Below are 26,042 nucleotides of genomic sequence, written 5' to 3'. Positions count from 1 at the left end.
ATCGCCATGGAAGAAGGTCTGCGCTTCGCGATCCGCGAAGGCGGCCGTACCGTTGGTGCGGGTGTTGTATCCAAGATCATCGCCTAATCGCTGATTAGCTGATCTGAAAAGGCCCTCGAGTGAGGGCCTTTTTCGTTCTACTCCTCTTCAATATTCCGACTATCCGCAACTGGTTAAAATTTGTACCTTTCCAGTTGACGCTCATACCCCTACTGAGTAAAATTTGCGTCCCCTTTACCCAAGGGGAGGTCGGCTATTGCCGTAACGAAACTTACAGGAAATGCGTGATCAGAATGCAGAACCAAAAAATCAGAATTCGTCTGAAGGCTTTTGATCATCGCCTGATCGACTCATCCGCTCAGGAAATCGTTGAGACTGCCAAGCGGACAGGTGCTCAGGTGTGTGGTCCGATCCCACTTCCTACCCGTAAAGAGCGTTACACCGTCCTGATCTCTCCGCACGTCAACAAAGATGCGCGTGATCAGTATGAAATTCGTACGCACAAGCGTGTTCTGGACATCGTTGAGCCGACAGAAAAAACTGTCGACGCGCTGATGAAGCTGGACCTCGCTGCGGGTGTAGAAGTGCAGATCAGCCTCGGCTAATCGCACTGCGCGAAATTATTAACTTAATGAAGCGCTATTTGTGGAATGCGCCTGAAAAGGGCAGCCATAGTGGGTGACAGCCCCGTACACAACTGGCAAGAGGTAACAAAATGTCTGTAGGACTTATCGGACGTAAAGCGGGTATGACTCGCATCTTCACAGATGAGGGCGTGTCCGTGCCAGTCACCGTCATCGAGGTGGAACCGAACCGTGTAACCAGCGTCAAGACCGTTGAAACCGACGGCTACGCTGCAGTGCAGGTGACTACCGGTGGGAAGAAGGCTAATCGCCTGTCCAAGCCGGAAGCAGGTCACTTTGCCAAGGCTGGTGTTGAAGCCGGTCGCGGTTTGTGGGAGTTCCGCGTGAATGGTGATGAGGGAATCAACGTCGGCGACGCGCTGACTGTTGAGCGCTTCGAAGCGGGTCAGAAGGTTGACGTAACAGGTCAGTCTAAAGGTAAGGGCTTCCAGGGCGGCGTTAAGCGCTGGAACTTCCGCACCCAGGATATGACTCACGGTAACTCGCTTTCTCACCGTGCTCCGGGTTCCATTGGTCAGTGCCAGACCCCGGGTCGTGTCTTCAAAGGTAAAAAGATGGCCGGTCACATGGGTGCCGAGCGTTGCACAGTCCAGACTCTGGAAATTGTGCGCATCGATGCCGAGCGTAATCTGCTGATCGTCAAGGGTGCCGTTCCCGGCGCTATGGGCGGCGACGTCATCGTTAAACCTGCTGTCAAAGCACGCGCCTAAGGGAGGTTTCCATGAATCTGAATCTGACTGGAGCCAACGGTTCGGTTGAAGTATCCGAACTGGCTTTTGGTAAAGAGTTCAATGAGGCGCTGGTACACCAGGTTGTAACTGCTTACATGGCAGCCGGCCGTCAGGGTACCAAAGCCCAGAAAACACGTTCACAGGTATCCGGCGGTGGCGCTAAGCCGTTCCGTCAGAAGGGTACCGGTCGTGCGCGTCAGGGTACTACCCGTTCGCCGATCTGGCGCACCGGTGGTGTGACCTTCGCAGCGCAGCCGCGTGACTACGCTCAGAAAGTGAACAGAAAGATGTACCGCGCTGCGATGCGCTGCATCCTGTCCGAGCTGGTACGCCAGGATCGTCTCGTTGTGGTGGAAGAGTTTGCCATCGAGACTCCCAAGACCAAGCAGTTTGTTGCCAAGCTCAAAGAGCTGAGCCTGGACAACGCGTTGCTGATTACTGAAGACGTAGAGCAGAACCTGTACCTGGCTGCGCGTAACGTTCCGCACATCGGTGTACGTGACGCGGCAGGTATCGATCCGGTCTCCCTGATCGGCTACGAAAAGGTGCTGATTACCGTTCCTGCTCTGAAGAAGATCGAGGAGGTGTACGCATGAACCCGGAACGCATCTACAAAGTGCTGCTCGGGCCGCACATCTCCGAGAAGGCCACTATCGTTGCTGAAGGTACCCAGCAGGTAGTGTTCCGCGTAGCTTCAGACGCGACCAAGCCGGAAATCAAGCAGGCTGTCGAAGAGCTGTTCAACGTTAAAGTTGAAGGCGTCAACGTTCTGAACATCAAGGGCAAGACCAAGCGCACTGCACGTGGCATGGGTAAGCGCAGCGATGTTCGCAAGGCGTATGTTCGACTGGCCGATGGTTCCGAGATCGATTTCCTGGCTGGCGAATAAGAGAGGTTTAAATAATGGCACTTGTTAAGACTAAGCCGACCTCTGCTGGGCGTCGTCACCTCGTCAAGGTAGTTAACGCTGACCTGCACAAGGGTAAGCCTTTCGCTGCGCTGGTCGAGAAGAAATCGAAGTCCGGTGGTCGCAACAACAACGGTCGTATTACCACTCGCCACATTGGTGGTGGTCACAAGCAGAATTACCGCGTAATCGATTTCCGTCGTAACAAAGACGGCATCAACGCTGTAATCGAGCGCGTTGAATACGATCCTAACCGTTCAGCTCACATCGCACTGCTGAAGTATGCTGACGGCGAACGTCGCTACATCATCGCTCCGAAAGGACTGCAGGCTGGTGCTTCTGTACAGTCTGGCGAAATCGTCGATATCAAGCCGGGCAACACCATGCCGCTGCGTAACATCCCGCTGGGTAGCACCGTGCACTGTGTCGAGCTGAAGCCGGGCAAGGGTGCGCAGCTGGCGCGTTCTGCCGGCGCTTCTGCGCAGCTGGTGGCCCGTGAAGGCGCGTACGCGACTCTGCGTCTGCGTTCAGGTGAGATGCGTAAGGTTCTGATCGAATGTCGCGCAACCCTGGGTGAAGTAAGTAACTCTGAGCACAGCCTGCGTCAGCTGGGTAAAGCCGGTGCCAAGCGCTGGCGTGGTGTTCGCCCCACCGTTCGTGGTGTGGTCATGAACCCGGTTGATCACCCGCACGGTGGTGGTGAGGGTCGTACTTCTGGTGGTCGTCATCCGGTTACTCCGTGGGGCGTTCCGACCAAGGGTTACAAGACTCGTAAGAACAAGCGTACCGATAAACTGATCGTACGCCGTCGTCAGGCTAAATAAGAGGAATCAGCTGTGCCACGTTCACTGAAGAAAGGTCCATTTATCGACCTTCACCTGCTGAAAAAGGTAGAGGCTGCAATCGAAGCTAACGAACGTCGTCCGATCAAAACCTGGTCGCGTCGTTCTACTGTTTTCCCGAACTTTGTCGGGTTGACGATTGCAGTACACAATGGCCGTCAGCATGTCCCGGTGTTCATCACCGAAGATATGGTCGGTCACAAACTGGGTGAGTTCGCTGCAACGCGTACTTTCCGCGGTCATGCAGCCGACAAGAAAGCCAAGAAGAGGTAAGTAGATGATGGAAGTTATCGCCAAACATAAAGGCGCCCGCATCTCCGCTCAGAAGGCTCGTCTGGTCGCAGATCAGATCCGTGGTAAGTCTGTGGGCGAAGCTCTGAATATCCTGGCGTTCAGCAACAAGAAAGGTGCTGATCTGGTCAAGAAGGTGCTGGAGTCTGCTATTGCCAACGCAGAGCATAACGAAGGTGCCGACGTTGACGAGCTGCGCGTATCTGCGGTGTTCGTTGATGAGGGTATGACCATGAAGCGCATCATGCCGCGTGCCAAGGGCCGTGCTGATCGCATCCTGAAGCGTACCTCACACATCACTGTCAAGGTCGCTGACTAAGAGCTGAGTGCTAGGAGAGTTCATTATGGGTCAGAAAGTAAACCCGACCGGCATCCGGCTTGGTGTCATCAAGGATCACACTTCTGTGTGGTACGCGGACAAAGCCGACTATGCCAACAAACTGCTGAACGACCTCAAGGTACGTAGCTACCTGGAAGATCAGCTGAAGAATGCGTCTGTTAGCCGTATCGAGATCGAGCGTCCGGCGCAGAATGCCAAGATCACTATCCATACCGCTCGCCCGGGTATCGTTATCGGTAAGAAGGGTGAGGATGTCGAGAAGCTGCGCTCAGCTGTTTCCGAGATGATGGGTGTGCCTGTGCACATCAACATCGAAGAAGTGCGTAAGCCTGATCTGGATGCCAAGCTGGTCGCCCAGGGCGTTGCCAGCCAGCTCGAGCGCCGTGTGATGTTCCGTCGTGCCATGAAGCGCGCGGTACAGAACGCTATGCGTATCGGTGCCAAGGGCATCAAGATTCAGGTCAGCGGTCGTCTCGGTGGTGCTGAAATCGCGCGTACCGAATGGTACCGCGAAGGTCGTGTGCCGCTGCACACCCTGCGTGCCGATATCGACTACGCGACTTACGAAGCGCACACCACTTACGGTGTGATCGGCGTCAAAGTATGGATCTTCAAGGGCGAGATCCTCGGTGGCCTGGAACAGGTTCGCGCCGAGAAGAAAGCGCCCGCGAAGAAAGCTAAGTGAGGTAGACGTCAATGCTGCAACCGAAACGTCTCAAATTCCGCAAGGTCATGAAGGGTCGCAACCGCGGCCTGGCTCAGCGCGGCAGCAAGGTTAGCTTCGGTGAATTCGCACTGAAAGCGACCGAGCGTGGTCGTATCACTGCGCGTCAGATCGAAGCGGCCCGTCGTACCATGACTCGTCACGTCAAGCGTGGTGGTAAGATCTGGATCCGTGTATTCCCGGACAAGCCGATCACCACCAAGCCGCTTGAAGTTCGTATGGGTAAGGGTAAGGGTAACGTCGAGTACTGGGTCGCTCAGATCCAGCCGGGTAAGGTTCTGTTCGAAATGAGCGGTGTTCCGGAAGAGCTCGCGGCTGAAGCCTTTGCGCTGGCAGCGGCCAAGCTGCCGGTTCCTACCACTATTGTTAAGCGGACGGTGATGTGATGAAAGCACAAGAACTGCGTGACAAGTCCGTAGAAGAGCTGCAGCAGTCTCTGCTGGGTCTTCTGAAGGACCAGTTCAACCTGCGTATGCAGAAGGCCACAGGCCAGCTGGCACAGACCCATCTGCTGGGTCAGGTTCGTCGCGACATCGCTCGCGTTAAGACAGTACTCAACGAAAAGCAGGTGACTAAATGAGCGCGGAAAAACGTACTCGTACTGTGACCGGCAAGGTCGTCAGTGACAAGATGGATAAGACCATCACAGTTCTGGTTGAGCGTAAAGAGAAGCATCCGGTGTACGGTAAGTACATCAAGCGCTCTACCAAACTGCACGCTCACGATGAGAAGAATGAGTGTCAGATGGGTGATCTGGTGACCATCGCCGAGAGCCGCCCGCTGTCCAAGACCAAAACTTGGTCTCTGGTTCGCATTGAAGAGCGCGCAGCTAAGGTGTAATATATTGCGCCTTTGCTGCTCCAATTGCCGGTTCGCCTGCTAGAGAGGTGGGCGACTGCATTTACAGTTTTGGAGTAGACCATGATTCAGACTGAAACGATGCTTGATGTGGCTGACAACAGCGGCGCCAAGCGCGTGATGTGTATTAAGGTCCTGGGCGGTTCTCACCGCCGCTACGCTTCTGTCGGCGACATTATCAAAGTCACCGTTAAAGAAGCGATTCCGCGCGGCAAGGTGAAAAAAGGCCAGGTTCTTAAGGCTGTCGTAGTGCGTACCCGTAAAGGTGTTCGTCGTCCCGATGGTTCACTGATCCGCTTTGATACTAACTCTGCGGTTCTGCTGAACAACAACGACGCACCGATCGGTACTCGTATCTTCGGGCCAGTAACGCGTGAGCTTCGTAACGAAAAGTTCATGAAGATCATTTCCCTGGCGCCTGAAGTGCTCTAAGACCCCTGCTTACACAGAGGGTTCTTGCTGAAAACGCCAATCCCGAAAGGGCTTGGCGTTTTTGAGCATGAGGAAGGTAGTAGGAAACGACAAGGTAAATTAAATGCGTAAGATTCGTCGCGACGATGAAGTCATCGTGATCGCAGGTAAAGACAAGGGCAAGCGTGGCAAGGTGATGCGCGTGCTCGAAAACGATCACCTGATCGTGTCTGGCATCAACATGATCAAGAAGCACCAGAAGCCGAACCCGATGCTGCAGCGTCAGGGTGGCATCGTTGAGAAGGAAGCACCGATTGCGACCTCCAACGTTGCTATCTTCAACGCGCAGACCGGCAAGGGCGATCGTGTTGGCTTCAAGCTGCTTGAAGACGGCACCAAAGTACGTTTCTTCAAGTCCACCGGCGAGCTCGTCGCCGGAGATAAGTAAGAGGGGTTGGTGCAATGTCCAGATTGAAAGCGCTTTACGAAAACGAAGTTAAGCAGCAGCTGAAAGAGGAGCTCCAGTCTCCTAACGTTATGGCGGTTCCCCGCATCACCAAGATCACCCTGAACATGGGTGTTGGCGAAGCGCTGGGTGACAAGAAACAGCTTGATAACGCCATGGCCGACATGATCGCCATCGCTGGCCAGAAGCCGATCGTTACCAAGGCACGCAAATCTATCGCGGGCTTCAAGGTGCGTGAAGGCTGGCCGATTGGCTGCAAGGTAACGCTGCGTGGCGAGCGTATGTGGGAATTCCTCGACCGTCTGGTCGATATTTCCATTCCGCGTATCCGCGACTTCCGTGGTCTCAACGCCAAGTCTTTCGACGGCCGCGGTAACTACAGCATGGGTGTGAAAGAGCAGATCATCTTCCCGGAAATCGACTACGACAAGGTCGATAAGCTGCGTGGTCTCGATATCACTATCACTACTACGGCGAAGAACAACGACGAAGGTCGTGCTCTTCTGGCTGCGCTGCAGTTCCCGTTCAAGAAATAAGACAGGGATTGAACCATGGCTAAAGTTTCTATGATCAATCGTGAGCTCAAGCGCGAGAAGCTGGCTGATAAATATGCCGCTAAGCGCGCTGCGCTCAAAGCAATTGTTGTAAGCCCGAACAGCTCTGAAGAGGAAGTTTGGGATGCACAGATCGCGCTGCAGAAATTGCCGCGTGACGCCAGCCCGGTACGCAAGCAGCGTCGCTGTCAGGTTACCGGCCGTCCGCACGGTGTATACCGTAAATTCGGACTGTGCCGTAATAAACTGCGCGAAGCTGCCATGCGTGGCGATGTCCCGGGCCTGAAGAAGGCGAGCTGGTAACAGCACGCCAAACGGTAAGCACGGCGGTCAGGGCGAAGCCTGCGAAGGCTTCGCTACCGCGTCGCGCTGCACTAAGAGGATGTTAAAAGCATGAGTATGCAAGACACACTCGCGGATATGTTCACCCGTATCCGTAACGGACACATGGCTGAGAAGAAGGCTGTGTCCCTGCCGTCCTCCAAGCAGAAGCTGGCAGTTGCCAAGGTTCTGAAAGAGGAAGGTTACATCGCCGACTATGCAGTTGAAGGTGATGTGAAGCCGGTTCTGACCATCGAACTGAAATACTTCGAAGGCAAGCCGGTAATCGAAGAGATCAAGCGCGTAAGCCGTCCCAGTCTGCGTATCTACAAAAGCGCATCTGAGCTGCCGAAGGTTGCTGATGGCCTGGGTATCGCGATTATCTCTACCAGTAAAGGTGTCATGACTGACCGCGCCGCTCGCCAAGCGGGTGTCGGTGGTGAAGTAGTCTGCACGGTATTCTAAGAGGATTTCTCATGTCACGAGTTGCGAAGAAACCCGTAGTACTACCGTCAGGTGTTGAGATCAAGCTTGATGGCCAGGGTCTTGTCGCTAAAGGCAAGAACGGTCAGCTGAGCCTGGATGTTCACCCGTCTGTTGCTGTTGAGCAGGCCGACGGTCAGTTGAAATTTGCGCCGCGCGACGGCTCCAAGCAGGCAAACGCCCTGGCTGGTACCACCCGTGCGCTGGTCAATAACATGGTGATCGGTGTAAGCGAAGGCTTTAACAAGACCCTGGCTCTGCAGGGTGTTGGTTACCGCGCTGCCGCCAAGGGTAAGGTGCTGAACCTGACGCTGGGCTTCTCTCACCCGATCGATTACGAACTGCCTGAAGGTGTTTCCGCAGAAACTCCGAACCCGACCACTATCGTGCTCAGCGGTGCTGACAAGCAGGTAGTAGGTCAGGCTGCTGCAGAAGTTCGCGCATTCCGTCCGCCTGAGCCTTACAAGGGCAAGGGTGTTCGTTATGTTGACGAATATGTACGCCGCAAAGAGGCTAAGAAGAAGTAAGGCAGGGTCATGAACGTTAAGAAAGAAGCTCGTATCCGTCGTGCGCGCCGTTCCCGCGCAAAAATGCGCGAACTGGGTAGCGTACGTCTCTGCGTCAACCGCACCCCGCGCCACATCTACGCACAGATCATCTCTGCCGACGGCAGCACTGTACTGGCTAGCGCCTCTACCGTTGAAAAGGATCTGCGTGAAGGCGCAACCGGTAACATCGAAGCGGCTAAGAAAGTCGGTTCTCTGATCGCCGCGCGTGCTAAAGATGCAGGCGTTACTGAAGTCGCATTTGACCGTTCCGGTTTCAAATACCACGGTCGCGTAGCGGCTCTCGCTGATGCTGCTCGCGAAGGCGGCCTGGAATTCTAAAGGTTTCGAATATGGCAAATCACGAACAGAAAGACGGTGAACTGCAGGAGAAGCTGGTTCAGGTAAACCGCGTCGCCAAAGTGGTTAAGGGCGGCCGTATCTTCGGTTTCACCGCCCTGACCGTAGTCGGTGATGGCAATGGTCGCGTTGGCTTCGGTCGCGGTAAGGCACGTGAAGTGCCGGTCGCTATCCAGAAGGCAATGGAGCAGGCTCGCCGTAACATGGTTAGCGTGCAGCTGAACGGTGGCACTCTGCAGTACCCGGTTAAAGCAAACCACGGTTCTGCCAAGATCTACATGCAGCCTGCATCTGAAGGTACCGGTATCATCGCTGGTGGCGCTATGCGTGCAGTGCTTGAGCTCGCCGGTGTACACAACGTACTGGCCAAGTGCTATGGCTCAACCAACCCGGTAAACGTCGTTCGTGCGACCGTTAAGGGTCTGGCCTCCATGCACTCACCGGAAGATATTGCTGCCAAGCGCGGCAAGTCTGTTGACGAGATCCTGGGGAGCTAACAATGGCTGACAAGATCAAGGTAACGCTGGTTCGCAGCCCGATCGGCAAACTGCCGAAGCACAAAGAGTGCGTCAAAGGTCTGGGCCTGCGCCGTATCGGTCACGTCGTTGAAGTGGAAGACACTCCGGCGGTTCGTGGCATGATCAACAAGGTCTACTACATGGTTAAGGTAGTAGGCGAGTAAGAGGAGTGACCCAATGCGTTTGAATTCTCTGCGCCCGGGCGCCGGCTCTAAACAGGCACCTAAGCGTGTCGGTCGTGGTATCGGCTCCGGTCTGGGTAAAACTTGTGGCCGTGGTCACAAGGGTTTGAAATCCCGCTCAGGCGGTAGTGTAAATCCGGGTTTTGAAGGCGGTCAGATGCCGATTCACCGTCGTCTGCCGAAGTTTGGCTTCAACTCCCGTCAGGCGCGTTATGTCGCTGAGATCCGTCTGAACGAGCTGGTAGCAGCTGGTGTGGACGTGGTCGATCTGGCTGCGCTGAAACAGGCTGACATCATCCGCGAAGAGATCAAGTCTGCGCGTGTGATCCTGTCTGGAGAGATCAATAAGGCAGTCACCGTTAAAGGTCTGAAAGTGACCAAGGGTGCTCAGGCTGCGATCGAAGCTGCTGGCGGTAAAGTCGAGGCGTAAATGGCTAAGAAAGGACAAATACCAGCGGGAATGCAGAGCGGTTTGGGTGAGCTTTGGGCTCGTCTGCGCTTCGTATTGATAGCGGTTATCGTGTACCGGATCGGGGCTCACATCCCGGTTCCGGGCATTAACCCTGATCGTCTCGCTGCGCTGTTTGATCAGAATCAGGGCACCATCCTGAGCCTGTTCAACATGTTCTCGGGTGGTGCGTTGGAGCGAATGTCGATCCTGGCGCTGGGTATCATGCCGTACATCTCTGCATCGATCATTATGCAGTTGATGACGATTGTGAGCCCGACCCTCGAGCAGTTGAAGAAGGAGGGAGAGGCCGGTCGTCGTAAGATAAACCAGTATACCCGCTATGGTACTGTGGTTCTGGCCACCGTTCAGTCGCTTGGTATGGCAGTTGGTTTGGCTAACCAGGGCGTTGCCTTCGTTGCCGACATAAGCTTCTACTTCGTGGCAGTGGTAACGCTGGTTTCAGGCGCAGTCTTCCTGATGTGGCTTGGCGAGCAGGTGACCGAGAAGGGTATCGGTAACGGTATCTCGATTCTGATCTTCGCAGGTATTGTGGCCGGTCTGCCCAGTGCGATCGGTCAGTCCTTTGAAGCAGCGCGCCAGGGAGATCTCAATATCCTCGCGCTGCTGGCTATCGCTGTGATGGCGGTCGCCACTGTGGGCTTTGTCGTATTCATGGAGCGCGGCCAGCGCCGCATCACCATTAACTACGCCAAACGTCAGCAGGGGCGGCGCGTCTACGCTGCCCAGTCCAGCCACCTGCCGCTGAAGGTGAATATGGCCGGGGTTATCCCGCCGATCTTTGCCTCCAGTATCCTGCTGTTCCCGGCTTCCGTCGGACAGTGGTTCGGTCAGGGTGAAGGTATGGGCTGGCTGCAGGATGTGGCTCTGGCTCTCGGGCCGGGACAGCCGCTGTACATTCTGCTGTTTGCTATTGCGATCGTGTTCTTCTGCTACTTCTACACCGCGATTGTCTTCAATCCGCGAGATGTCGCAGACAACCTGAAAAAATCGGGTGCCTTTATCCCGGGGATCCGTCCTGGTGAACAGTCCGCACGCTACATCGATACGGTGTTGAGCCGCCTGACTCTGTTCGGCGCGCTGTATATCACGGCCGTATCGCTGATGCCCCAGTTCCTCGTCGTTGCCTGGAACGTACCCTTCTACTTTGGGGGTACCTCTCTGCTGATCGTCGTGGTGGTGGTGATGGACTTTATGGCGCAGGTGCAGTCGCATCTGATGTCACATCAGTACGAATCGCTGATGAAGAAATCGAATCTTAAAGGCGGCGCGGGTCTCCTGCGCTAAGCCTCATGAGGTGGATCATGAAAGTACGCGCATCTGTTAAAAAGATTTGCCGCAACTGCAAGATCGTACGTCGCAACGGTTCCGTGCGCGTGATCTGCAAAGTGGAACCCCGACACAAGCAGCGTCAGGGTTAATCCACACAAGGCTGGTCGTAGGAAGGTTGTCGCTGCTGCCTTGATTTAAAAATGATCAAGGTGTAGTATTGCGCGCCTTCCACGAACTAATTGATTACAACGGTTCCCGTATCAGTCAATCGGGAACAGAAATATGGAGTACATTGAATGGCCCGTATAGCTGGCGTCAATATTCCTGACAATAAGCATGCGGTAATTTCTCTGACTTACATTTACGGTATTGGCCGCACGACTGCTCAGCAGATCTGCGCAGCAACCGGCATCGAGCCGAGCACCAAGGTTGGTGATCTGTCTGAAGAGCAGCTCGATAATGTTCGTGGTGAAATTGCCAAGTTGACTGTTGAAGGCGACCTGCGTCGTGAAGTCAACATGAACATTAAGCGTCTTATGGACCTGGGTTGTTTCCGTGGCCTGCGTCATCGTCGCAACCTGCCGGTTCGCGGTCAGCGCAGCAAGACCAATGCTCGCACCCGCAAGGGCCCGCGCAAGCCGATCCGTAAGTAAGCGATAGGAATTTCCGAATATGGCAAAGCCAGGTAATCGCACACGTAAAAAGGTTAAAAAGCAGGTAGCGGATGGCCTCGCGCACATCCACGCCTCTTTTAACAATACCATCATCACCATCACCGATCGCCAGGGTAACGCACTGTCCTGGGCTACATCCGGTGGTTCAGGTTTTCGTGGTTCCCGTAAGAGCACTCCGTTCGCTGCGCAGGTTGCTGCAGAGCGTGCCGGTAACGCTGCACTGGAATACGGTTTGAAGAACCTGGACGTGTTTGTGAAGGGCCCGGGACCGGGTCGTGAATCTGCAGTCCGCGCGCTGAATGCCTGCGGCTACAAGATCACAAACATCACGGACGTAACCCCGATTCCGCACAACGGCTGTCGTCCGCCGAAAAAGCGTCGCGTTTAATCTGGAGACGGTAATATGGCTCGTTATCTTGGACCTAAGTGCAAGCTGTCTCGTCGCGAAGGCACCGATCTCTTCCTGAAGAGCGGTGTGCGCGCACTCGACAGCAAGTGCAAAGCTGAAACAGTACCGGGTGTACACGGCGCTCGTCGTGGACGTCTGTCCGACTACGGTCTTCAGCTGCGTGAAAAACAGAAAGTACGTCGTACCTACGGCATCCTGGAACGCCAGTTCCGTAGCTACTACAAAGAAGCGGCACGTCAGAAAGGTGCAACAGGCGAAGTCCTGCTGCAGCTGCTGGAAAGCCGTCTGGACAACGTCGTCTACCGCATGGGTTACGGTTCAACCCGCGCGGAAGCTCGTCAGATCGTCTCTCACCGTCAGATCACCGTTAACGGTCAGTCTGTGAATGTACCCTCTTACCAGGTGCAGGAAGGTGATGTGGTCGCTGTACGTGAAAAAGCCAAGAACCAGCTGCGTATCAAGCACGCACTGGAACTGGCCGCACAGCGTGCACCGGTCGAGTGGATCGAGGTAGATACTGCGAAGATGGAAGGTGTTTTCAAGACCCGTCCGGAGCGCAGCGACCTGTCTGCCGATATCAACGAGCACCTGATCGTTGAGCTCTACTCGAAGTAATTCTTGAACTCTTGACTGGTGGAACTATGCAGCGTTCAGTAAACGAGTTTCTTAGCCCACGTCATATCGACGTACAGGAGATCAGCAAGACACGCGCCAAGGTGACTCTGGAGCCTTTGGAGCGTGGATTCGGTCATACCCTGGGCAATGCGCTGCGCCGTATTCTGCTCTCTTCCATGCCTGGCTGTGCCATCACGGAAGTTGAGATTGATGGAGTGCTGCACGAATACAGCAGCATCGAAGGGGTACAGGAGGATGTCATCGAGATCCTGCTGAACCTCAAGGGTGTTGCTATCGCCATGCACAATTCCGATGAAGCGGTGCTGACGCTTAGCAAGTCTGAGCCCGGTCCTGTGACAGCTGGCGATATCCAGTTGAACCAGGATGTTGAGATCGCCAATCCGGATCACGTGATTGCGCACCTCAACAGTGGCGCAAACCTGAATATGCACCTGACGGTTACGCGCGGTCGCGGCTATGTGCCTGCAGATGCCCGTATCAGCGAGGATGACGAAACTCGTGCTATTGGCCGTCTGCAGCTGGATGCCAGCTACAGCCCGGTTCTGCGTGTCTCCTACGCCGTAGAGAGCGCACGTGTCGAGCAGCGTACCGACCTGGATAAACTCGTTATCGATATCGAGTCCAACGGTACCATCGATCCGGAAGAGTGCATCCGTCGCGCGGCAACTATCCTGCAGCAACAGCTCGCAGTATTCGTTGACCTCGAAGACGCCAGCGAACAGACCCGGTCCGAGCCGGCCGAGCCGGAGATCGATCCGGTTCTGCTGCGTCCGGTCGACGATCTTGAGCTGACTGTACGTTCCGCTAACTGTCTGAAAGCAGAGCAGATCTACTATATCGGCGATCTGATCCAGCGCACCGAAGTAGAGCTGCTGAAGACTCCTAACCTGGGTAAGAAGTCGCTGACTGAGATCAAGGACGTGCTGGCGTCCAAAGGTCTGTCGCTCGGTATGCGTCTTGAGAACTGGCCGCCGGCCAGCCTCAAGGGCGACGACAAGGCCGCTTCCTGAAGTCTGACTTCTAACCCTGAGTTGTGAAGGATTTAGAAAATGCGTCATCGTAAATCTGGTCGTCACTTTAATCGTACAAGTGCGCACCGCAAAGCGATGTTCAAAAACATGGCAGTGTCTCTGTTCGAACATGAACTGATCAAGACCACTCTGCCTAAAGCTAAAGAACTGCGCCGCTTTGCTGAGCCGCTGATCACTCTGGCCAAAACCGACTCGGTTGCTAACCGTCGTCTGGCATTCTCACGTACCCGCAGCAGTGAAGCTGTTGGTAAGCTGTTCAACGAACTGGGCCCGCGTTACGCGACTCGCCCGGGTGGTTATATCCGCATTCTCAAGTGCGGTTACCGCGCCGGCGACAATGCGCCGATGGCTTATGTTGAACTGGTTGATCGTGCCGCTGGCCAGGCTGTTGTGGTTGAAGAGTCCGCTGAAGACTAAGCAATCGCGATAAGCCGAATTGAAAAACCCGATCCGTGAGGATCGGGTTTTTTATTATGTACAGGATGTACGGTATCCCGTGGCGCAGGAGCGGGATATGACAGGGTTCGCCATCCTTGGCGGAGATTTTAGAGCATCGGTTTGAGAAAGCGGCCGGTATGGGACGCAGGATTCTGCGCCACCTCTTCCGGTGTGCCGGTAGCGATGATCTCGCCGCCGCCGCTGCCGCCCTCGGGACCCAGGTCGACGATCCAGTCTGCGGTCTTGATGACGTCCAGGTTGTGTTCGATCACCACGATTGTGTTGCCATGGTCTCGCAGGCGGTTGAGCACGCTCAGCAACTGCTGGATATCGTAGAAGTGCAGACCGGTGGTCGGCTCATCGAGGATATAAAGCGTTTTGCCGGTGTCCCGCTTCGATAACTCGCGTGCCAGCTTTACGCGCTGCGCTTCACCGCCGGATAGCGTGGTGGCGGCCTGGCCCAGGCGAATATAGCTCAGTCCTACATCGATCAGCGTCTGCAGACGTCGGGCGAGGGCGGGGATGGCGTCGAAGAACTCGCGCGCATCTTCTACGGTCAGATCGAGCACCTCATGGATGCTCTTGCCCTTGTATTTGACTTCGAGGGTCTCCCGGTTGTAACGCTTGCCCTTGCAGACATCGCAGGGCACGTAGATATCGGGCAGAAAGTGCATCTCCACCTTGATTACACCGTCGCCCTGGCAGGCTTCACAGCGGCCGCCCTTGACGTTGAAGCTGAAACGTCCGGGCTTGTAACCGCGGGAGCGCGCCTCCTGGGTACCGGAAAACAGTTCCCGGATCTGGGTGAAGATGCCGGTATAGGTGGCGGGGTTGGAACGTGGTGTACGTCCGATCGGGCTCTGGTCGATATCGATCACCTTGTCGAAATGATCCAGGCCCTCGATCTTGGCGTAGGGGGCTGCCTCCAGTGTCGTGGCGTGGTTCAGCGCGGTGGCCGCGACCGGGAACAGGGTGTTGTTGATCAGCGTGGATTTGCCCGATCCCGACACACCGGTGACGCAGGTTAACAGTCCAACCGGTATCTCCAGGCTGACGTTCCTTAGGTTATTGCCGCTGGCGCCGTGAAGTTTCAGCATCCGCTTGGGATCGCAGGCGTGGCGCTGCTTGGGTACTTCTATCTTGCGGGTGCCGCTGAGGTATTGGCCGGTCATCGACTCCGCGCACGCCATCACCTCCTCGGGACGGCCGTCGGCGATCACGCGGCCGCCGTGCACGCCGGCCCCCGGCCCGATATCGATTACCCAGTCGGCCAGGCGGATCGCATCCTCATCATGTTCCACCACGATCACGGTATTGCCGAGGTCGCGCAGATGTTCGAGGGTCCTGAGAAGACGTTCGTTATCGCGCTGATGCAGGCCAATAGAGGGCTCGTCGAGGATGTACATCACGCCGACCAGGCCGGCACCGATCTGGCTGGCCAGGCGGATTCGCTGGGCCTCGCCACCGGAAAGGGTCTCCGCGCTGCGCTCCAGCGACAGGTAATCGAGACCGACGTTGACCAGGAAGGATAGCCGCTCGCGGATCTCCTTGAGGATCTTCTCGGCGATCTCGCCCTGCTTGCCGCTCAACTTGAGCCCTTCGAAGTAGTCCCGGGCGCCGCCGATGGGCAGGCGAACCAGATCGGGCAGGGTACGTTGATCGATATAGACGTGGCGGGCATCACGGCGCAGTCGGGTGCCCTGGCAGCTGGGGCAGGGCTGCATGTTCAGGTATTTGGCCAGATCCTCGCGCACCATTTCGGATTCGGTTTCGCGGTAGCGGCGCTCCAGGTTGTTCAGTACGCCTTCAAACGGGTGGGACTTGGTCACCACGGTGCCGCGGTCGTTGACGTACTGGAAGGGGACTTCTACCTTGCCGCTGCCATTGAGGATCACCTTTTGGTGCTGGCTGTCCAGCTCCTGGAAGGGGGTGTCCATGTCGAAGCCGAAGTGCCCGGCCACCGATTTAAGTTGCTGGTAGTAATACAGCGTGCGCCGGTCCCAGCCGCGAATGGCGCCTTCGGACAGGGTCAGGCTGGGGTCGTGAACCACTTTGACCGGGTCGAAGTACTGGCGTACCCCCAGGCCGTCGCAACTGGGGCAGGCGCCGTGTGGGTTGTTGAACGAGAACAGGCGGGGCTCCAGCTCCTGGATGCTGTGGCCACATGTGGGGCAGGCGAAGCGGGAGGAGAACACCAGCTCTTCGCGCTCTTCATCCATCCAGGCCACGCGGGCGACGCCGTCGGTTAGCGCAAGGGCGGTCTCGAACGACTCGGCCAGTCGGGTCTGCAGATCGTCCCGGACCTTGAAGCGGTCCACCACGACCTCGATGTTGTGTTTGCGGTTTTTATCCAGCGCAGGTGCTTCGTCCAGATCGACCACGATGCCATCGATGCGGGCACGAACAAAACCCTGGGAGCGCAGATCGGCAAAGGTGTGCAGATGCTCTCCCTTGCGATCCTGCACCACCGGAGCCAACAGCATCAGCTTGCTGCCCTCCGGCAGTGCCAGTACCTGATCGACCATCTGGCTGATGGTCTGTGCTGCCAGAGGCAGGTCGTGATCCGGGCAGCGAGGTTCGCCGGCGCGGGCAAACAGCAGGCGCAGGTAGTCGTAGATCTCGGTGATCGTGCCGACCGTGGAGCGCGGATTGTGCGAGGTGGATTTCTGTTCGATGGAGATCGCCGGTGACAGCCCCTCGATGTGATCGACGTCGGGCTTCTCCATCATCGACAGGAACTGGCGGGCATAGGTGGACAGCGATTCCACATAGCGGCGCTGGCCCTCGGCGTACAGGGTATCGAACGCCAGCGAGGATTTGCCGGAACCGGAAAGTCCGGTAATCACGATGAGCTTGTCGCGCGGTATATCGAGATCGATATTCTTCAGGTTGTGGGTACGGGCGCCACGTACCAGAATCTTGTCCATGAACTCTCCGGCAGAAAAGGGGGCTGCGAATATACCCACGGCTATGCGTCACGGGCTGCAGGCAATTTTCCAAGGCAAAAGCGCTATTATAGGCGTACAGCGGGGGCGCCTAAAACCGCCTTGCTGTGTTATTCTCGCAGTAGATCAAAGTGCCGGACACAGGAGGTGGCCGGACGTGTAACTTGCAAGTAAAACCAACTGGAGAGAAAGATGGCGCGCGGCATCAACAAAGTGATTCTGATCGGTAACCTGGGGGGCGACCCGGAAGTGCGTTACATGCCCTCGGGCAATGCCGTTACCAACGTAACCCTGGCGACCAGTGAATCCTGGAAAGACAAGCAATCCGGTCAGCAGCAAGAGCGTACCGAGTGGCATCGCGTCGTATTTTTCAATCGCCTGGCCGAGATTGCCGGCGAATACCTGCGCAAGGGCTCCAAGGTCTATGTCGAGGGCTCTCTGCGCACGCGTAAATGGCAGGGGCAGGATGGCCAGGACCGCTACACCACAGAGATCGTCGCCAGCGAACTGCAGATGCTGGATGGTCGTGGCGGTGAAAGCGGCGGTTATGCGCAGCCCGACCCGATGGGTTACGGTCAGCCCCAGTCCCAGCCTCAGGGGCAGCCTCGTCAGCAGCAGCGTCCGGCGGCACAGCCGCAGCAGGCACCGGCAGCGCCAGCACCGGATATGGACCCCTTTGATGACGATATCCCGTTCTGATATCCGTGTGACCGGCGGCCCTTCCTTCTAGGGGTCGCATGCCGTTCGCTCCGGCGGCGGCCAGCCCATGAGCCTCGCACAAGATCCGCATTCCACTCCCGGATTGCGGATTTTTCAGCTCGGCGTCCAGCCGATGCTGCTGCAGTTTGTCCCTCTAGCATTCAAATCTACCAGCCGACCGGCATTCCATATGCCAGTCTCAACTGATCGTCTGCACTCAATTACGAATCTATTGACCTAGATCTTGGTGCTTGGTCGTGGATGAGCCAACTTGATACCCGTCAAGCAGGATTTTTCTGCGAGGGTATATCGTGGCACCTCAAAAACCGACTGCGTTACTCGGATGTTGGTGAGTGAGGTGTGTTTCATGCGTTTTCTCAACCTTAGCTTGACGGCTGGTTGGCTGCTGCTGTTGCTGGTAGTACCGGCGGCACAGGCGTTGACGATCAGTGCTGCCCGTCCAGCCCTGCCGGCTATCGATGCCGCATTTCCCGAGGCCAGTCGTATTGGTGACAAGACCCCGATCGGCGGCGACGAGGGACCACAGGTCCGCACCGTCTACCGGGTCGACCAGGTACTGGGTTACGCCTATGAGACCGCTGATGTGCTTGCCGTTCCGGCCTACTCCGGTGAGCCGGTCAACATGCTGGTCGCGCTGGATCCCGAGGGTCGGTTTGTCGACATTCAGGTGCTGGAGCACCATGAGCCGATCCTGCTGGTCGGCATACCGGAACAGAAGCTTTTTGACTTTACCGATCAGTACCGCGGGCTGAGGGTAGGCGACCGTGTTCGCGTCGGTACCGGCGGCACTGACGTACACAATGTCGATGCCATCACCGGTGCCACGGTGACCGTGATGGTGGTCAACGAGACGCTGATGCGTTCGGCGCTGAAGGTGGGCCAGGCGCTGGGGCTGGCCGGATTGAGCGCCGCCGACCAGGCACCGCCGGCGACCATCAAGCGCGAGCTATTCACTGAGGCCGACTGGCCAACGCTGACCGGTGACGGTTCCATCCGTCGGCTGCGCCTCAGCCGCGGTCAGGTTGATGAGGCCTTTGCCGGTACCCGCGCGGCCAAGGGGCAAGGAGAGGGTCGGGGTCAGCACAAGGATGAACTCTTCATCGACCTGTACTACGCGCCACTCAATGTGCCGACGATCGGTCGCAACCTGCTGGGCGATGATCAGTACGACTGGCTGATGGCCGATCTGCAGCCGGGCGACCAGGCGATTGCGGTATTTGGCAAGGGGCGTTACTCGTTCAAGGGCAACGGCTATGTCCGCGGTGGCATCTTCGATCGCACCCAACTGCAACAGGACGGCAAGACCATCCTCTTCCACGACAGCGACTACCACCGCCTGAGTGATGTCTATATCGACGGCTTTCCCGGCTTCGACGAGATGATGATCTTCATCATCCGCGACCACTACCAGTTCGATCCCGGCGCTCCCTGGCAGCTGGAGCTGGTGGTGCGGCGCCAGATCGGGGCGCTGGACAGCGTGTTTACCAGCTTCTACGGCGACTACCAGATCCCGGAAGTCTATATCGATCGGCCGGCACCGCCGGTGGTGGAGGCGCCTGAGTCGGAGCCGCTCTGGGTGTCGATCTGGCGGGAAAAAGCGTTCCAGATCGGCGTGTTGAGTGTCAGCCTGGTACTGCTGACCACGATCATCTTTCTGCAGGACGCCCTGGTGCGCTACCCGCGTCTGTTGCACAACCTGCGTCACCTGTTCCTGGCCTACACCGTGGTGTTCATCGGTTGGTATGCCCTGGGTCAGCTGTCGGTGGTCAACGTGTTTACCTTCGTGCATGCCGTGATGAGTGATTTCCATTGGCAGCTGTTCCTGCTCGACCCGGTGATCTTCATCCTCTGGGCCTATACCGCGATGACGCTGATCCTCTGGGGCCGGGGTATCTTCTGCGGTTGGCTCTGCCCCTTCGGTGCGCTGCAGGAGTTGCTCAACCAGCTGGCACGCAAGCTCAAGATTCGCCAGTTCGAACCACCCTTTGCCGTGCATCAGCGGCTCTGGGCGCTGAAATACATCATCCTGCTGGTGCTGTTCGCGATCTCGCTGGAGTCGCTCAGCGAGGCGGAGCGCTACGCCGAGGTGGAACCGTTCAAGACCGCCATCATGCTCAAGTTCCAACGAGAGTGGGGTTACGTGCTCTACGCCGGACTGTTGCTGTTCATCTCGTTGTTCACGCGCAAGGTCTACTGCCGTTACGTTTGTCCGTTGGGCGCTGCATTGGTGATTCCGTCCAAGTTCCGCATCTTCGACTGGCTACGGCGGCGCAAGGAGTGCGGCAATCCGTGCAAGGTGTGTGCGAATGAGTGCGAGATCCAGGCGATCGAGCCTGATGGTCACATCAATGCCAACGAGTGCCATTACTGCCTCGATTGCCAGATGACCTACTTCAACGAACAGAAGTGCCCGCCGCTGGTCGCCAAGGCCCGGAAAAGACGCAAGCAGGCCGGCACCGATGATACGGACCGCATCCCCGCCGTCGAGGTTAGATAGGCCCAGACCTGAACACCTCGTCGTCACCTCGCTATTGACGAACCGATCGCCAATGGACGAATAGCAAACAGGAGAACTGAAGATGAGAGAACAGAAAGGACAACACCCTCAATCCGTGGAGATCGATGCGGATGACGCCAGCGTCAGCGAACACGTGCGCATGAGCCGCCGCCTGTTCCTCGGCTCCTCCGCCGCCCTGGTGGGCGCCGCCGGAACCGGCCTCGGTGCCGGCCTGCTGTCGCCAAGCGCGCATGCCGCCAGCCATGACGGCCCGTCAATAGAGGTGAAACCCGGTGAACTGGATGAGTATTACGGCTTCTGGAGTGGTGGACACTCCGGAGAAGTGAGGATTCTAGGCCTACCCTCCATGCGCGAGCTGATGCGCATTCCGGTGTTCAACCTCGACAGCGCCACCGGCTGGGGTATCACCAACGAGAGCAAGGAGGTGCTTGGTCACTCCGAGTTCCTGGCCGGTGATTCCCACCATCCCCACATGAGCATGACCGACGGCAAGTACGACAGTAAGTATGTCTTCATCAACGACAAGGCCAACAGCCGCGTGGCGCGTATTCGCTGCGATGTAATGAAAACCGACAAGATCATCACCATTCCCAATGTGCAGGCGATCCACGGCCTGCGGGTGCAGAAGGTACCGTACACCAAATACGTGTTCTGCAACGCCGAGTTTCGCATTCCGCACCCCAACGACGGTACCGGGCTGGACGATATCGAGGCGTATTACACCATGTTCAACGCGGTGGATGCCGAGACCATGGAGATGGCGTTCCAGGTCATCGTCGACGGTAACCTGGACAACACCGATGCTGACTACACCGGCAAGTATGCTTTCTCCACCTGCTACAACTCGGAAAATGCGGTGACGCTGGCCGGCTCCATCCGTAACGAGCGCGACCACGTGGTGGTGTTCAACATCGAACGTATCGAGGCGGCAATCAAGGCCGGTGACTACAAGACCCTGCCCGGGGCTGACAAGGTGCCGGTACTGGACGGACGCAAGGGCTCAAAACTGACCGCCTACGTGCCGGTACCGAAGAGTCCGCACGGTATGAACACCGCGCCGGGCGGACGTTATGCAGTAGCCAACGGCAAGCTGTCGCCCACCATCACCATGCTCGACCTGCACAAGTTCGATGATCTGTTCGCCGGTAAGATCGAGCCGCGCGATGTGATCGCCGCTGAAGTGGAACTCGGCCTGGGGCCGCTGCACACCGCCTTCGATAACCGCGGCTACGCCTATACCACGCTGTTTATCGACAGCCAGATCTGTAAGTGGGATGTCGAAAAAGCGGTACGCGCCTACAACGGCGAGGAGGTGGATTACATCGTGCAGAAGCTGGACGTCCAGTACCAGCCGGGCCACAACCACACCACCATGGGCGAGACCCGCGACGCTGACGGTAAGTACTTGATATCCCTGTGCAAGTTCTCAAAGGACCGCTTCCTGCCGGTAGGGCCGCTGCATCCGGAGAACGACCAGTTGATCGACATCTCCGGTGATGAGATGAAGCTGGTACACGACGGCCCCACCTACGCGGAGCCCCACGACTGCATGATCGTGCACCGTAGCAAGGTCAAGACCGACAAACTGTGGAAGCGAGACGACCCCTTCTTCGCCACCACCGTGGCCCAGGCCAAGGCCGATGGCGTGGTGCTGGAGAAGGACAATAAGGTGATTCGCGACGGCAACAAGGTGCGGGTGTACATGACCTCGGTGGCGCCCAACTACGGTATGGACAGCTTCCGGGTCAAACAGGGTGACGAGGTCACCATCGTCATCACCAACCTGGATAACGTCGAGGATGTGACGCACGGATTTGCCATGGTCAACCACGGTGTGCAGTTCGAGATCGGCCCCCAGGCCACAGCCTCGGCGACCTTCATCGCCAAGGAGGCAGGGGTGCACTGGTACTACTGCACCTGGTTCTGCCATGCTCTGCATATGGAGATGCGCGGCCGCATGCTGGTGGAAAAGGCCTGATCCGACGGGCTGCCGGATGGCCGCTTCGCGGCCTCCGATCAGCCCCCCCACAACGGCATTATTTCCAGGTCGTGGCACATGCCGCGACTCAATAAACTGAGGTTTGAAATCCGTCTATGAGGTCGTTGATCGCTTGCCTGATAGGATTGCTGCTGTGCGGGCTGCCGACCGATGCTGTCTGGGCGGACGAGATACAGGTGCTGCCGTCCGACGATCTGCAACAAGTGCTGGAGAACGCGACCGCCGGTGACCGGCTACTGCTGGCCCCCGGCACCTATCACGGCAATTTCCGCATCACCCGACCCATTGAGCTGGACGGGCAGGGGATAGCGGTGATCGATGGCGGTGGAACAGGGTATGCTCTACGGATCCAGGCGCCTGGAGTACGTATTCGTGGCCTCGAGATACGCCACTGGGGTAGCGACCTTTCCACGTTGGATGCTGGAGTGTTTGTCGAGCCCGCGGCCACCGGCGTCGAGATCCGCGACAACCGCCTGCAGGGCGACGGCTTCGGCATCTGGCTCGACGGCGCCGCCGATGCCCGGGTGATCGGCAACCGTATCGAGGGCAACACCAAGTTGCGCTCCGCCGACCGCGGCAACGGCATCCACCTGTCCAGTGTCAGCGGATCGCTGATCAAGGATAACGAGGTTTGGCATACCCGCGACGGCCTCTACATCGAATCGAGCAACCACAACCGCCTGGTCGGCAACTACCTGCACGATCTGCGCTACGGCGTGCACTACATGTATGCCTATAACAACGATGTCAGCTACAACCATACCCGGAACACCCGTACCGGTTACGCGCTGATGCAGTCCAAGTACCTGACCGTGACCCACAACCGTTCCGAGAACGACCGCAACTACGGCATCCTGATGAACTACATCACCCACTCCGCGATCACCGACAACTGGGTGGAGGGGGTTCAGAGCGGTCGCAGCTCCAAGTTTGCCGACACCGGGGGCAGTGTCGCCGGCGCCGAGGGCAAGGCGCTGTTCATCTACAACTCACTGTTCAACGAGATCCGCGGCAACCGCCTGTCCGCCAGCGATCTGGGTATCCACCTCACCGCCGGTTCCGAAGACAACCGCTTCGTCGGCAACGCCTTCATCGGCAACAAGGAGCAGGTCAAATACGTCGCCAACCGGTTGCAGGAGTGGTCCGATGGCGGTCGTGGCAACTACTGGAGCGACTATCTGGGCTGGGACCTGGATGGAGACGGTATCGGTGACCAGCCCTATCAGCCCAACGACGGCGTCGACAAGCTGCTGTGGCAATACCCCAACGCCAAGGTGCTGCTCAACAGCCCGGCGGTCGAGGTGTTGCGTTGGGTGCAGCGTCAGTTCCCGGTGCTGCAGCCGCCAGGGGTGGCCGATAGCCATCCATTGATGCGGCCACCGCAGCTGACTTCGTCGACGGCAGATGCCGGAAGGATGTAATCATGCATATTGTAGAGCTAGACCGGATCGAAAAACGTTATCGCGACGTTGAGGCCCTGCGCGGCGTGGACCTGCGTCTGCAAGCGGGCGAGGTACTGGGGCTGTTCGGCCATAACGGTGCCGGCAAGACCACCACCATCAAGCTGATCCTCGGCCTGATCGAGCCCAGTGCCGGTCAGGTGCGGGTGTTTGGTAAAACACCGGGTACGGCCGGGGCACGGGAGCTGCGCCGCCATATCGGATTCCTGCAGGAGAACGTTAGCTTCTACGACCAACTGACCGGTGAAGAGGTGCTCAACTACTTTGCCCGGCTCAAGGGGGCGTCGCGGCAGCAGAGCCGGGCGCTGCTCGAGCAGGTAGGACTGGACCACGCCCGTCGGCGCCGGGTCAAGGGTTACTCCAAAGGGATGCGTCAACGCCTGGGGCTGGCCCAGGCCCTGTTGGGTCAGCCTCGTCTGCTGCTGCTGGATGAACCCACCGTGGGTCTGGATCCGATCGCGACCGGTGATTTCTATCAGCATCTTGCCCTGCTCAAGCAGCAGGGCTGCACGGTGATCCTCTGTTCCCACGTGTTGCCGGGGGTGGAGAAGTATATCGACCGGGCGCTGATACTGGGCAAGGGGCGGGTATTGGCTCAGGGCAGTCTGGAGCAGCTGCGGCAGCAGGCGGCGCTACCGTTGAGCCTAAGTCTGCGCGGGGCATCCGGCCCGTTGCCGGCCCCTTGGGGCGAATATGCCAGCCCGGGCAGTGACAATGTCACCCGACTGCAGATACCGCTGGAGCAGAAAATGGCCTGCCTTCGACAACTGATGAGCCTGCCGGGGCTGGAGGACCTGGAGATCCAGCCGCCCGCTCTGGAGGCGTTATACCGACACTTCATTGGGGAGGTGCACTGATGTCGATCATCCTTGCTGTATGCCAGAAAGAGCTCAAGGATGGCCTGCGCAACCGCTGGCTGTTAGGCGTTAGCCTGATATTCGCACTGCTGGCGGTGGGTCTGGCCTACTTCGGTGCCGCGGCCTCCGGGCGCGTGGGTTTTACCTCTCTGTCGACGACGGTAGTCAGCCTGGCCAGCCTGGCGGTGTTCATTATCCCGCTGATTGCGCTGATGCTGGCTTATGACAGTCTGGTCGGGGAGGAGGAGAACGGCACCCTGCTGCTGCTGCTGAGCTACCCGCTGGCGCGCTGGCAACTGCTGCTGGGCAAGCTGATGGGGCACGGTACGCTGCTGGCGCTGGCGACACTGCTGGGGTTCGGCGCGGCGGCCGTTATCCTCGGTCTGTTGAACGACAGCGTCAGTTGGGCGGAGCTGCTGCCCGCCTTCGGCCTGTTTATTCTGTCGGCGATACTGCTGGGCTGGATCTTCATCGCCTTCTCCTACCTGATCAGTACTTCGGTGCAGGAGAAGTCCAAGGCGGCGGGGTTGGCGCTGGTGCTCTGGTTCCTGTTCGTACTGGCATTCGACCTGGGGCTGCTCGGGTTGCTGGTGGCCACCGAGGGTGACCTGGATGCGCAGCTGTTTCCCTATCTGCTGCTGCTCAACCCCACCGATATTTTCCGTCTCATCCATATCAGCTATTTCGCCGAAGAGCAGCTCAGCGGCCTGATGGCGATCGCCCAGCATGTCCGGCTGGGTACGGTAGCGCTGTTCGCCGCGCTGGTGTTCTGGCTGGTGGTGCCGGTACTGCTGGCGCTGTGGCGCTTCAACAGGAGAAAAATCTGATGTCAAAACCTCAGTTGCCGGCTCGTCGGGTATTGGCGTTTGCGCTGCTGTTGGCACCCTTGCTGCTGTCCGGCTGCAGCGATAACGCCGACACTGTGGCCACAGTACGGCGGGCGATGGCCATAGAGCACGGCGAAGAGTGCCACCTGTGCGGCATGATCATCGAAAATCAGCCAGGCCCCAAGGGGCAGCTGTATGAACGGGAGGTGGCTACACCGCACAAGTTCTGCTCGACCCGGGATCTGTTCGCTTACCTGCTGGATCCTGAGCACAAGCACCGGATCGAGAGTGTTTTCGTCCATGATATGGCGGTGACACCCTGGGATCATCCCGACGATCAGACCTATATCGATGCCCGTCAGGCCTGGTATGTGGTGGGCAGTAAGCGCGAGGGCGGGATGGGGCCGACGCTGGCAAGTTTTGCCGACCGAGCCGTGGCCGAGCTCTTTATCGAAGAGTTCGGTGGCCGGCTCTACCGCTTCGACCAGATCGATCTGGATCTGATCTCATCGATGTCGCCGATGGCGATGTAGGCAGGGAGGGAAAAAGGCTACCGGCGGGGAGTTCCGGTAGCCAGGATGTAGGGTCCCTGTCGTTTGCTCCTGCAACG

General features: G+C 57.7%; 37 protein-coding genes. 36 read left to right on the top strand and 1 reads right to left on the bottom strand.

The features are described from left to right. From KQ940_RS20060 to rplQ, 29 genes are all read left to right on the top strand, one after another. The coding region (locus tag KQ940_RS20060) for an EF-Tu C-terminal domain-related protein (protein WP_485020582.1) at nt 1-87 on the top strand (87 nt) is incomplete at its 5' end. A gap of 206 nt (nt 88-293) precedes the next feature. Next, on the top strand, nt 294-605 hold the full coding sequence (rpsJ, locus tag KQ940_RS20055) for a 30S ribosomal protein S10 (protein ID WP_036184292.1): 312 nt from the start codon (nt 294-296) through the stop codon (nt 603-605). Between the two features lie 110 nt (nt 606-715). Beyond that, nucleotides 716-1,354 carry a 50S ribosomal protein L3 gene (gene rplC, locus KQ940_RS20050; RefSeq protein ID WP_036184294.1) on the top strand — a complete coding sequence of 213 codons (639 nt, stop codon included), beginning with the start codon at nt 716-718 and terminating at the stop codon, nt 1,352-1,354. 11 nt (nt 1,355-1,365) lie between these two features. Next, a complete protein-coding gene (rplD, locus tag KQ940_RS20045) occupies nt 1,366-1,971 on the top strand; it encodes a 50S ribosomal protein L4 (RefSeq protein WP_217416077.1) in 606 nt (201 codons plus the stop codon). After that, on the top strand, nt 1,968-2,264 hold the full coding sequence (rplW, locus tag KQ940_RS20040; protein WP_217416069.1) for a 50S ribosomal protein L23: 297 nt from the start codon (nt 1,968-1,970) through the stop codon (nt 2,262-2,264). The genes rplD and rplW overlap by 4 nt, the downstream gene beginning before the upstream one ends. A gap of 14 nt (nt 2,265-2,278) precedes the next feature. After that, a complete protein-coding gene (gene rplB / locus KQ940_RS20035; protein ID WP_217416068.1) occupies nt 2,279-3,106 on the top strand; it encodes a 50S ribosomal protein L2 in 828 nt (275 codons plus the stop codon). Nucleotides 3,107-3,118: 12 nt separating this feature from the next. Then, the gene (gene rpsS, locus KQ940_RS20030) at nt 3,119-3,397 is read left to right on the top strand and encodes a 30S ribosomal protein S19 (protein WP_217416061.1); all 279 of its coding nucleotides are present in this window, start codon (nt 3,119-3,121) and stop codon (nt 3,395-3,397) included. Nucleotides 3,398-3,401: 4 nt separating this feature from the next. Further along, nucleotides 3,402-3,734 (top strand): 50S ribosomal protein L22, encoded by a 333-nt coding sequence (gene rplV, locus KQ940_RS20025; RefSeq protein WP_425515648.1) that lies wholly within the window; start codon nt 3,402-3,404, stop codon nt 3,732-3,734. Nucleotides 3,735-3,759: 25 nt separating this feature from the next. Continuing rightward, nucleotides 3,760-4,440, top strand: coding sequence for a 30S ribosomal protein S3 (gene rpsC, locus KQ940_RS20020; protein ID WP_188750155.1), 681 nt, complete (start codon nt 3,760-3,762; stop codon nt 4,438-4,440). A gap of 11 nt (nt 4,441-4,451) precedes the next feature. Then, a complete protein-coding gene (rplP, locus tag KQ940_RS20015) occupies nt 4,452-4,865 on the top strand; it encodes a 50S ribosomal protein L16 (RefSeq protein WP_217416058.1) in 414 nt (137 codons plus the stop codon). Next, nucleotides 4,865-5,059, top strand: coding sequence for a 50S ribosomal protein L29 (gene rpmC / locus KQ940_RS20010; RefSeq protein ID WP_027853968.1), 195 nt, complete (start codon nt 4,865-4,867; stop codon nt 5,057-5,059). The genes rplP and rpmC overlap by 1 nt, the downstream gene beginning before the upstream one ends. Further along, nucleotides 5,056-5,319 (top strand): 30S ribosomal protein S17, encoded by a 264-nt coding sequence (gene rpsQ / locus KQ940_RS20005; protein WP_217416039.1) that lies wholly within the window; start codon nt 5,056-5,058, stop codon nt 5,317-5,319. Before rpmC ends, rpsQ begins: the two co-directional genes overlap by 4 nt. 81 nt (nt 5,320-5,400) lie before the next feature. Next, nucleotides 5,401-5,769, top strand: coding sequence for a 50S ribosomal protein L14 (gene rplN, locus KQ940_RS20000; RefSeq protein ID WP_188750161.1), 369 nt, complete (start codon nt 5,401-5,403; stop codon nt 5,767-5,769). Between the two features lie 103 nt (nt 5,770-5,872). Beyond that, nucleotides 5,873-6,196 carry a 50S ribosomal protein L24 gene (rplX, locus tag KQ940_RS19995; protein WP_217416031.1) on the top strand — a complete coding sequence of 108 codons (324 nt, stop codon included), beginning with the start codon at nt 5,873-5,875 and terminating at the stop codon, nt 6,194-6,196. Between the two features lie 14 nt (nt 6,197-6,210). Next, nucleotides 6,211-6,750, top strand: coding sequence for a 50S ribosomal protein L5 (gene rplE, locus KQ940_RS19990; RefSeq protein WP_217416019.1), 540 nt, complete (start codon nt 6,211-6,213; stop codon nt 6,748-6,750). A gap of 15 nt (nt 6,751-6,765) precedes the next feature. Next, nucleotides 6,766-7,071 (top strand): 30S ribosomal protein S14, encoded by a 306-nt coding sequence (gene rpsN, locus KQ940_RS19985; RefSeq protein WP_217416017.1) that lies wholly within the window; start codon nt 6,766-6,768, stop codon nt 7,069-7,071. Between the two features lie 90 nt (nt 7,072-7,161). Further along, nucleotides 7,162-7,554, top strand: a complete 393-nt coding sequence (rpsH, locus tag KQ940_RS19980) for a 30S ribosomal protein S8 (RefSeq protein ID WP_217416008.1) — start codon at nt 7,162-7,164, stop codon at nt 7,552-7,554. A gap of 11 nt (nt 7,555-7,565) precedes the next feature. After that, complete coding sequence (gene rplF, locus KQ940_RS19975; protein ID WP_217416006.1) at nt 7,566-8,099, top strand: 50S ribosomal protein L6; 534 nt, start codon at nt 7,566-7,568, stop codon at nt 8,097-8,099. A 9-nt stretch (nt 8,100-8,108) separates the two neighbouring features. Next, nucleotides 8,109-8,459, top strand: coding sequence for a 50S ribosomal protein L18 (rplR, locus tag KQ940_RS19970; RefSeq protein WP_188750171.1), 351 nt, complete (start codon nt 8,109-8,111; stop codon nt 8,457-8,459). 11 nt (nt 8,460-8,470) lie between these two features. Beyond that, a complete protein-coding gene (gene rpsE / locus KQ940_RS19965) occupies nt 8,471-8,974 on the top strand; it encodes a 30S ribosomal protein S5 (protein WP_217416004.1) in 504 nt (167 codons plus the stop codon). Between the two features lie 2 nt (nt 8,975-8,976). Beyond that, nucleotides 8,977-9,159 carry a 50S ribosomal protein L30 gene (gene rpmD / locus KQ940_RS19960; protein ID WP_036184360.1) on the top strand — a complete coding sequence of 61 codons (183 nt, stop codon included), beginning with the start codon at nt 8,977-8,979 and terminating at the stop codon, nt 9,157-9,159. Nucleotides 9,160-9,172: 13 nt separating this feature from the next. After that, nucleotides 9,173-9,607 (top strand): 50S ribosomal protein L15, encoded by a 435-nt coding sequence (rplO, locus tag KQ940_RS19955; protein WP_217416002.1) that lies wholly within the window; start codon nt 9,173-9,175, stop codon nt 9,605-9,607. Further along, nucleotides 9,608-10,933 carry a preprotein translocase subunit SecY gene (gene secY / locus KQ940_RS19950; protein ID WP_188750177.1) on the top strand — a complete coding sequence of 442 codons (1,326 nt, stop codon included), beginning with the start codon at nt 9,608-9,610 and terminating at the stop codon, nt 10,931-10,933. Between the two features lie 17 nt (nt 10,934-10,950). Then, complete coding sequence (gene rpmJ, locus KQ940_RS19945) at nt 10,951-11,067, top strand: 50S ribosomal protein L36 (protein WP_007021200.1); 117 nt, start codon at nt 10,951-10,953, stop codon at nt 11,065-11,067. A gap of 147 nt (nt 11,068-11,214) precedes the next feature. Beyond that, nucleotides 11,215-11,571, top strand: a complete 357-nt coding sequence (gene rpsM / locus KQ940_RS19940) for a 30S ribosomal protein S13 (protein WP_036184374.1) — start codon at nt 11,215-11,217, stop codon at nt 11,569-11,571. Nucleotides 11,572-11,590: 19 nt separating this feature from the next. Continuing rightward, nucleotides 11,591-11,980, top strand: coding sequence for a 30S ribosomal protein S11 (gene rpsK / locus KQ940_RS19935; RefSeq protein WP_036184377.1), 390 nt, complete (start codon nt 11,591-11,593; stop codon nt 11,978-11,980). 15 nt (nt 11,981-11,995) lie between these two features. Beyond that, nucleotides 11,996-12,616 (top strand): 30S ribosomal protein S4, encoded by a 621-nt coding sequence (gene rpsD / locus KQ940_RS19930; protein ID WP_217416000.1) that lies wholly within the window; start codon nt 11,996-11,998, stop codon nt 12,614-12,616. Nucleotides 12,617-12,642: 26 nt separating this feature from the next. Beyond that, nucleotides 12,643-13,647 carry a DNA-directed RNA polymerase subunit alpha gene (locus KQ940_RS19925; protein WP_217415982.1) on the top strand — a complete coding sequence of 335 codons (1,005 nt, stop codon included), beginning with the start codon at nt 12,643-12,645 and terminating at the stop codon, nt 13,645-13,647. A gap of 39 nt (nt 13,648-13,686) precedes the next feature. Next, nucleotides 13,687-14,085, top strand: coding sequence for a 50S ribosomal protein L17 (rplQ, locus tag KQ940_RS19920; RefSeq protein WP_217415976.1), 399 nt, complete (start codon nt 13,687-13,689; stop codon nt 14,083-14,085). A gap of 128 nt (nt 14,086-14,213) precedes the next feature. Here the strand turns inward: rplQ and uvrA are convergent, their stop codons facing one another. Further along, on the bottom strand, nt 14,214-17,033 hold the full coding sequence (uvrA, locus tag KQ940_RS19915; RefSeq protein WP_217415974.1) for an excinuclease ABC subunit UvrA: 2,820 nt from the start codon (nt 17,031-17,033) through the stop codon (nt 14,214-14,216). A gap of 210 nt (nt 17,034-17,243) precedes the next feature. Here uvrA and ssb point away from each other — a divergent pair, with 210 nt between their 5' ends. The 7 genes from ssb (at nt 17,244) to KQ940_RS19880 (ending at nt 25,965) form a co-directional block, all read left to right on the top strand. Continuing rightward, nucleotides 17,244-17,750, top strand: a complete 507-nt coding sequence (gene ssb, locus KQ940_RS19910) for a single-stranded DNA-binding protein (protein ID WP_217415969.1) — start codon at nt 17,244-17,246, stop codon at nt 17,748-17,750. 367 nt (nt 17,751-18,117) lie between these two features. After that, complete coding sequence (nosR, locus tag KQ940_RS19905; RefSeq protein ID WP_217415967.1) at nt 18,118-20,268, top strand: transcriptional regulator NosR; 2,151 nt, start codon at nt 18,118-18,120, stop codon at nt 20,266-20,268. A gap of 82 nt (nt 20,269-20,350) precedes the next feature. Continuing rightward, complete coding sequence (nosZ, locus tag KQ940_RS19900) at nt 20,351-22,267, top strand: TAT-dependent nitrous-oxide reductase (RefSeq protein ID WP_217415965.1); 1,917 nt, start codon at nt 20,351-20,353, stop codon at nt 22,265-22,267. A gap of 116 nt (nt 22,268-22,383) precedes the next feature. After that, on the top strand, nt 22,384-23,709 hold the full coding sequence (locus tag KQ940_RS19895; RefSeq protein WP_217415962.1) for a nitrous oxide reductase family maturation protein NosD: 1,326 nt from the start codon (nt 22,384-22,386) through the stop codon (nt 23,707-23,709). Nucleotides 23,710-23,711: 2 nt separating this feature from the next. Then, nucleotides 23,712-24,605 (top strand): ABC transporter ATP-binding protein, encoded by an 894-nt coding sequence (locus KQ940_RS19890; RefSeq protein WP_217415956.1) that lies wholly within the window; start codon nt 23,712-23,714, stop codon nt 24,603-24,605. Then, a complete protein-coding gene (locus KQ940_RS19885) occupies nt 24,605-25,432 on the top strand; it encodes an ABC transporter permease subunit (RefSeq protein ID WP_217415954.1) in 828 nt (275 codons plus the stop codon). The genes KQ940_RS19890 and KQ940_RS19885 overlap by 1 nt, the downstream gene beginning before the upstream one ends. Next, nucleotides 25,432-25,965 (top strand): nitrous oxide reductase accessory protein NosL, encoded by a 534-nt coding sequence (locus tag KQ940_RS19880; protein ID WP_217415952.1) that lies wholly within the window; start codon nt 25,432-25,434, stop codon nt 25,963-25,965. Before KQ940_RS19885 ends, KQ940_RS19880 begins: the two co-directional genes overlap by 1 nt. The last annotated feature ends 77 nt before the right edge of the window (nt 25,966-26,042 follow it).

This window comes from Marinobacterium ramblicola, assembly GCF_019084545.1.
In the GTDB taxonomy this organism is placed as follows: domain Bacteria; phylum Pseudomonadota; class Gammaproteobacteria; order Pseudomonadales; family Balneatricaceae; genus Marinobacterium_D; species Marinobacterium_D ramblicola.
Note: the sequence above shows the minus strand (reverse complement) of the source record. Positions and strands in the feature narration are given on the sequence as shown.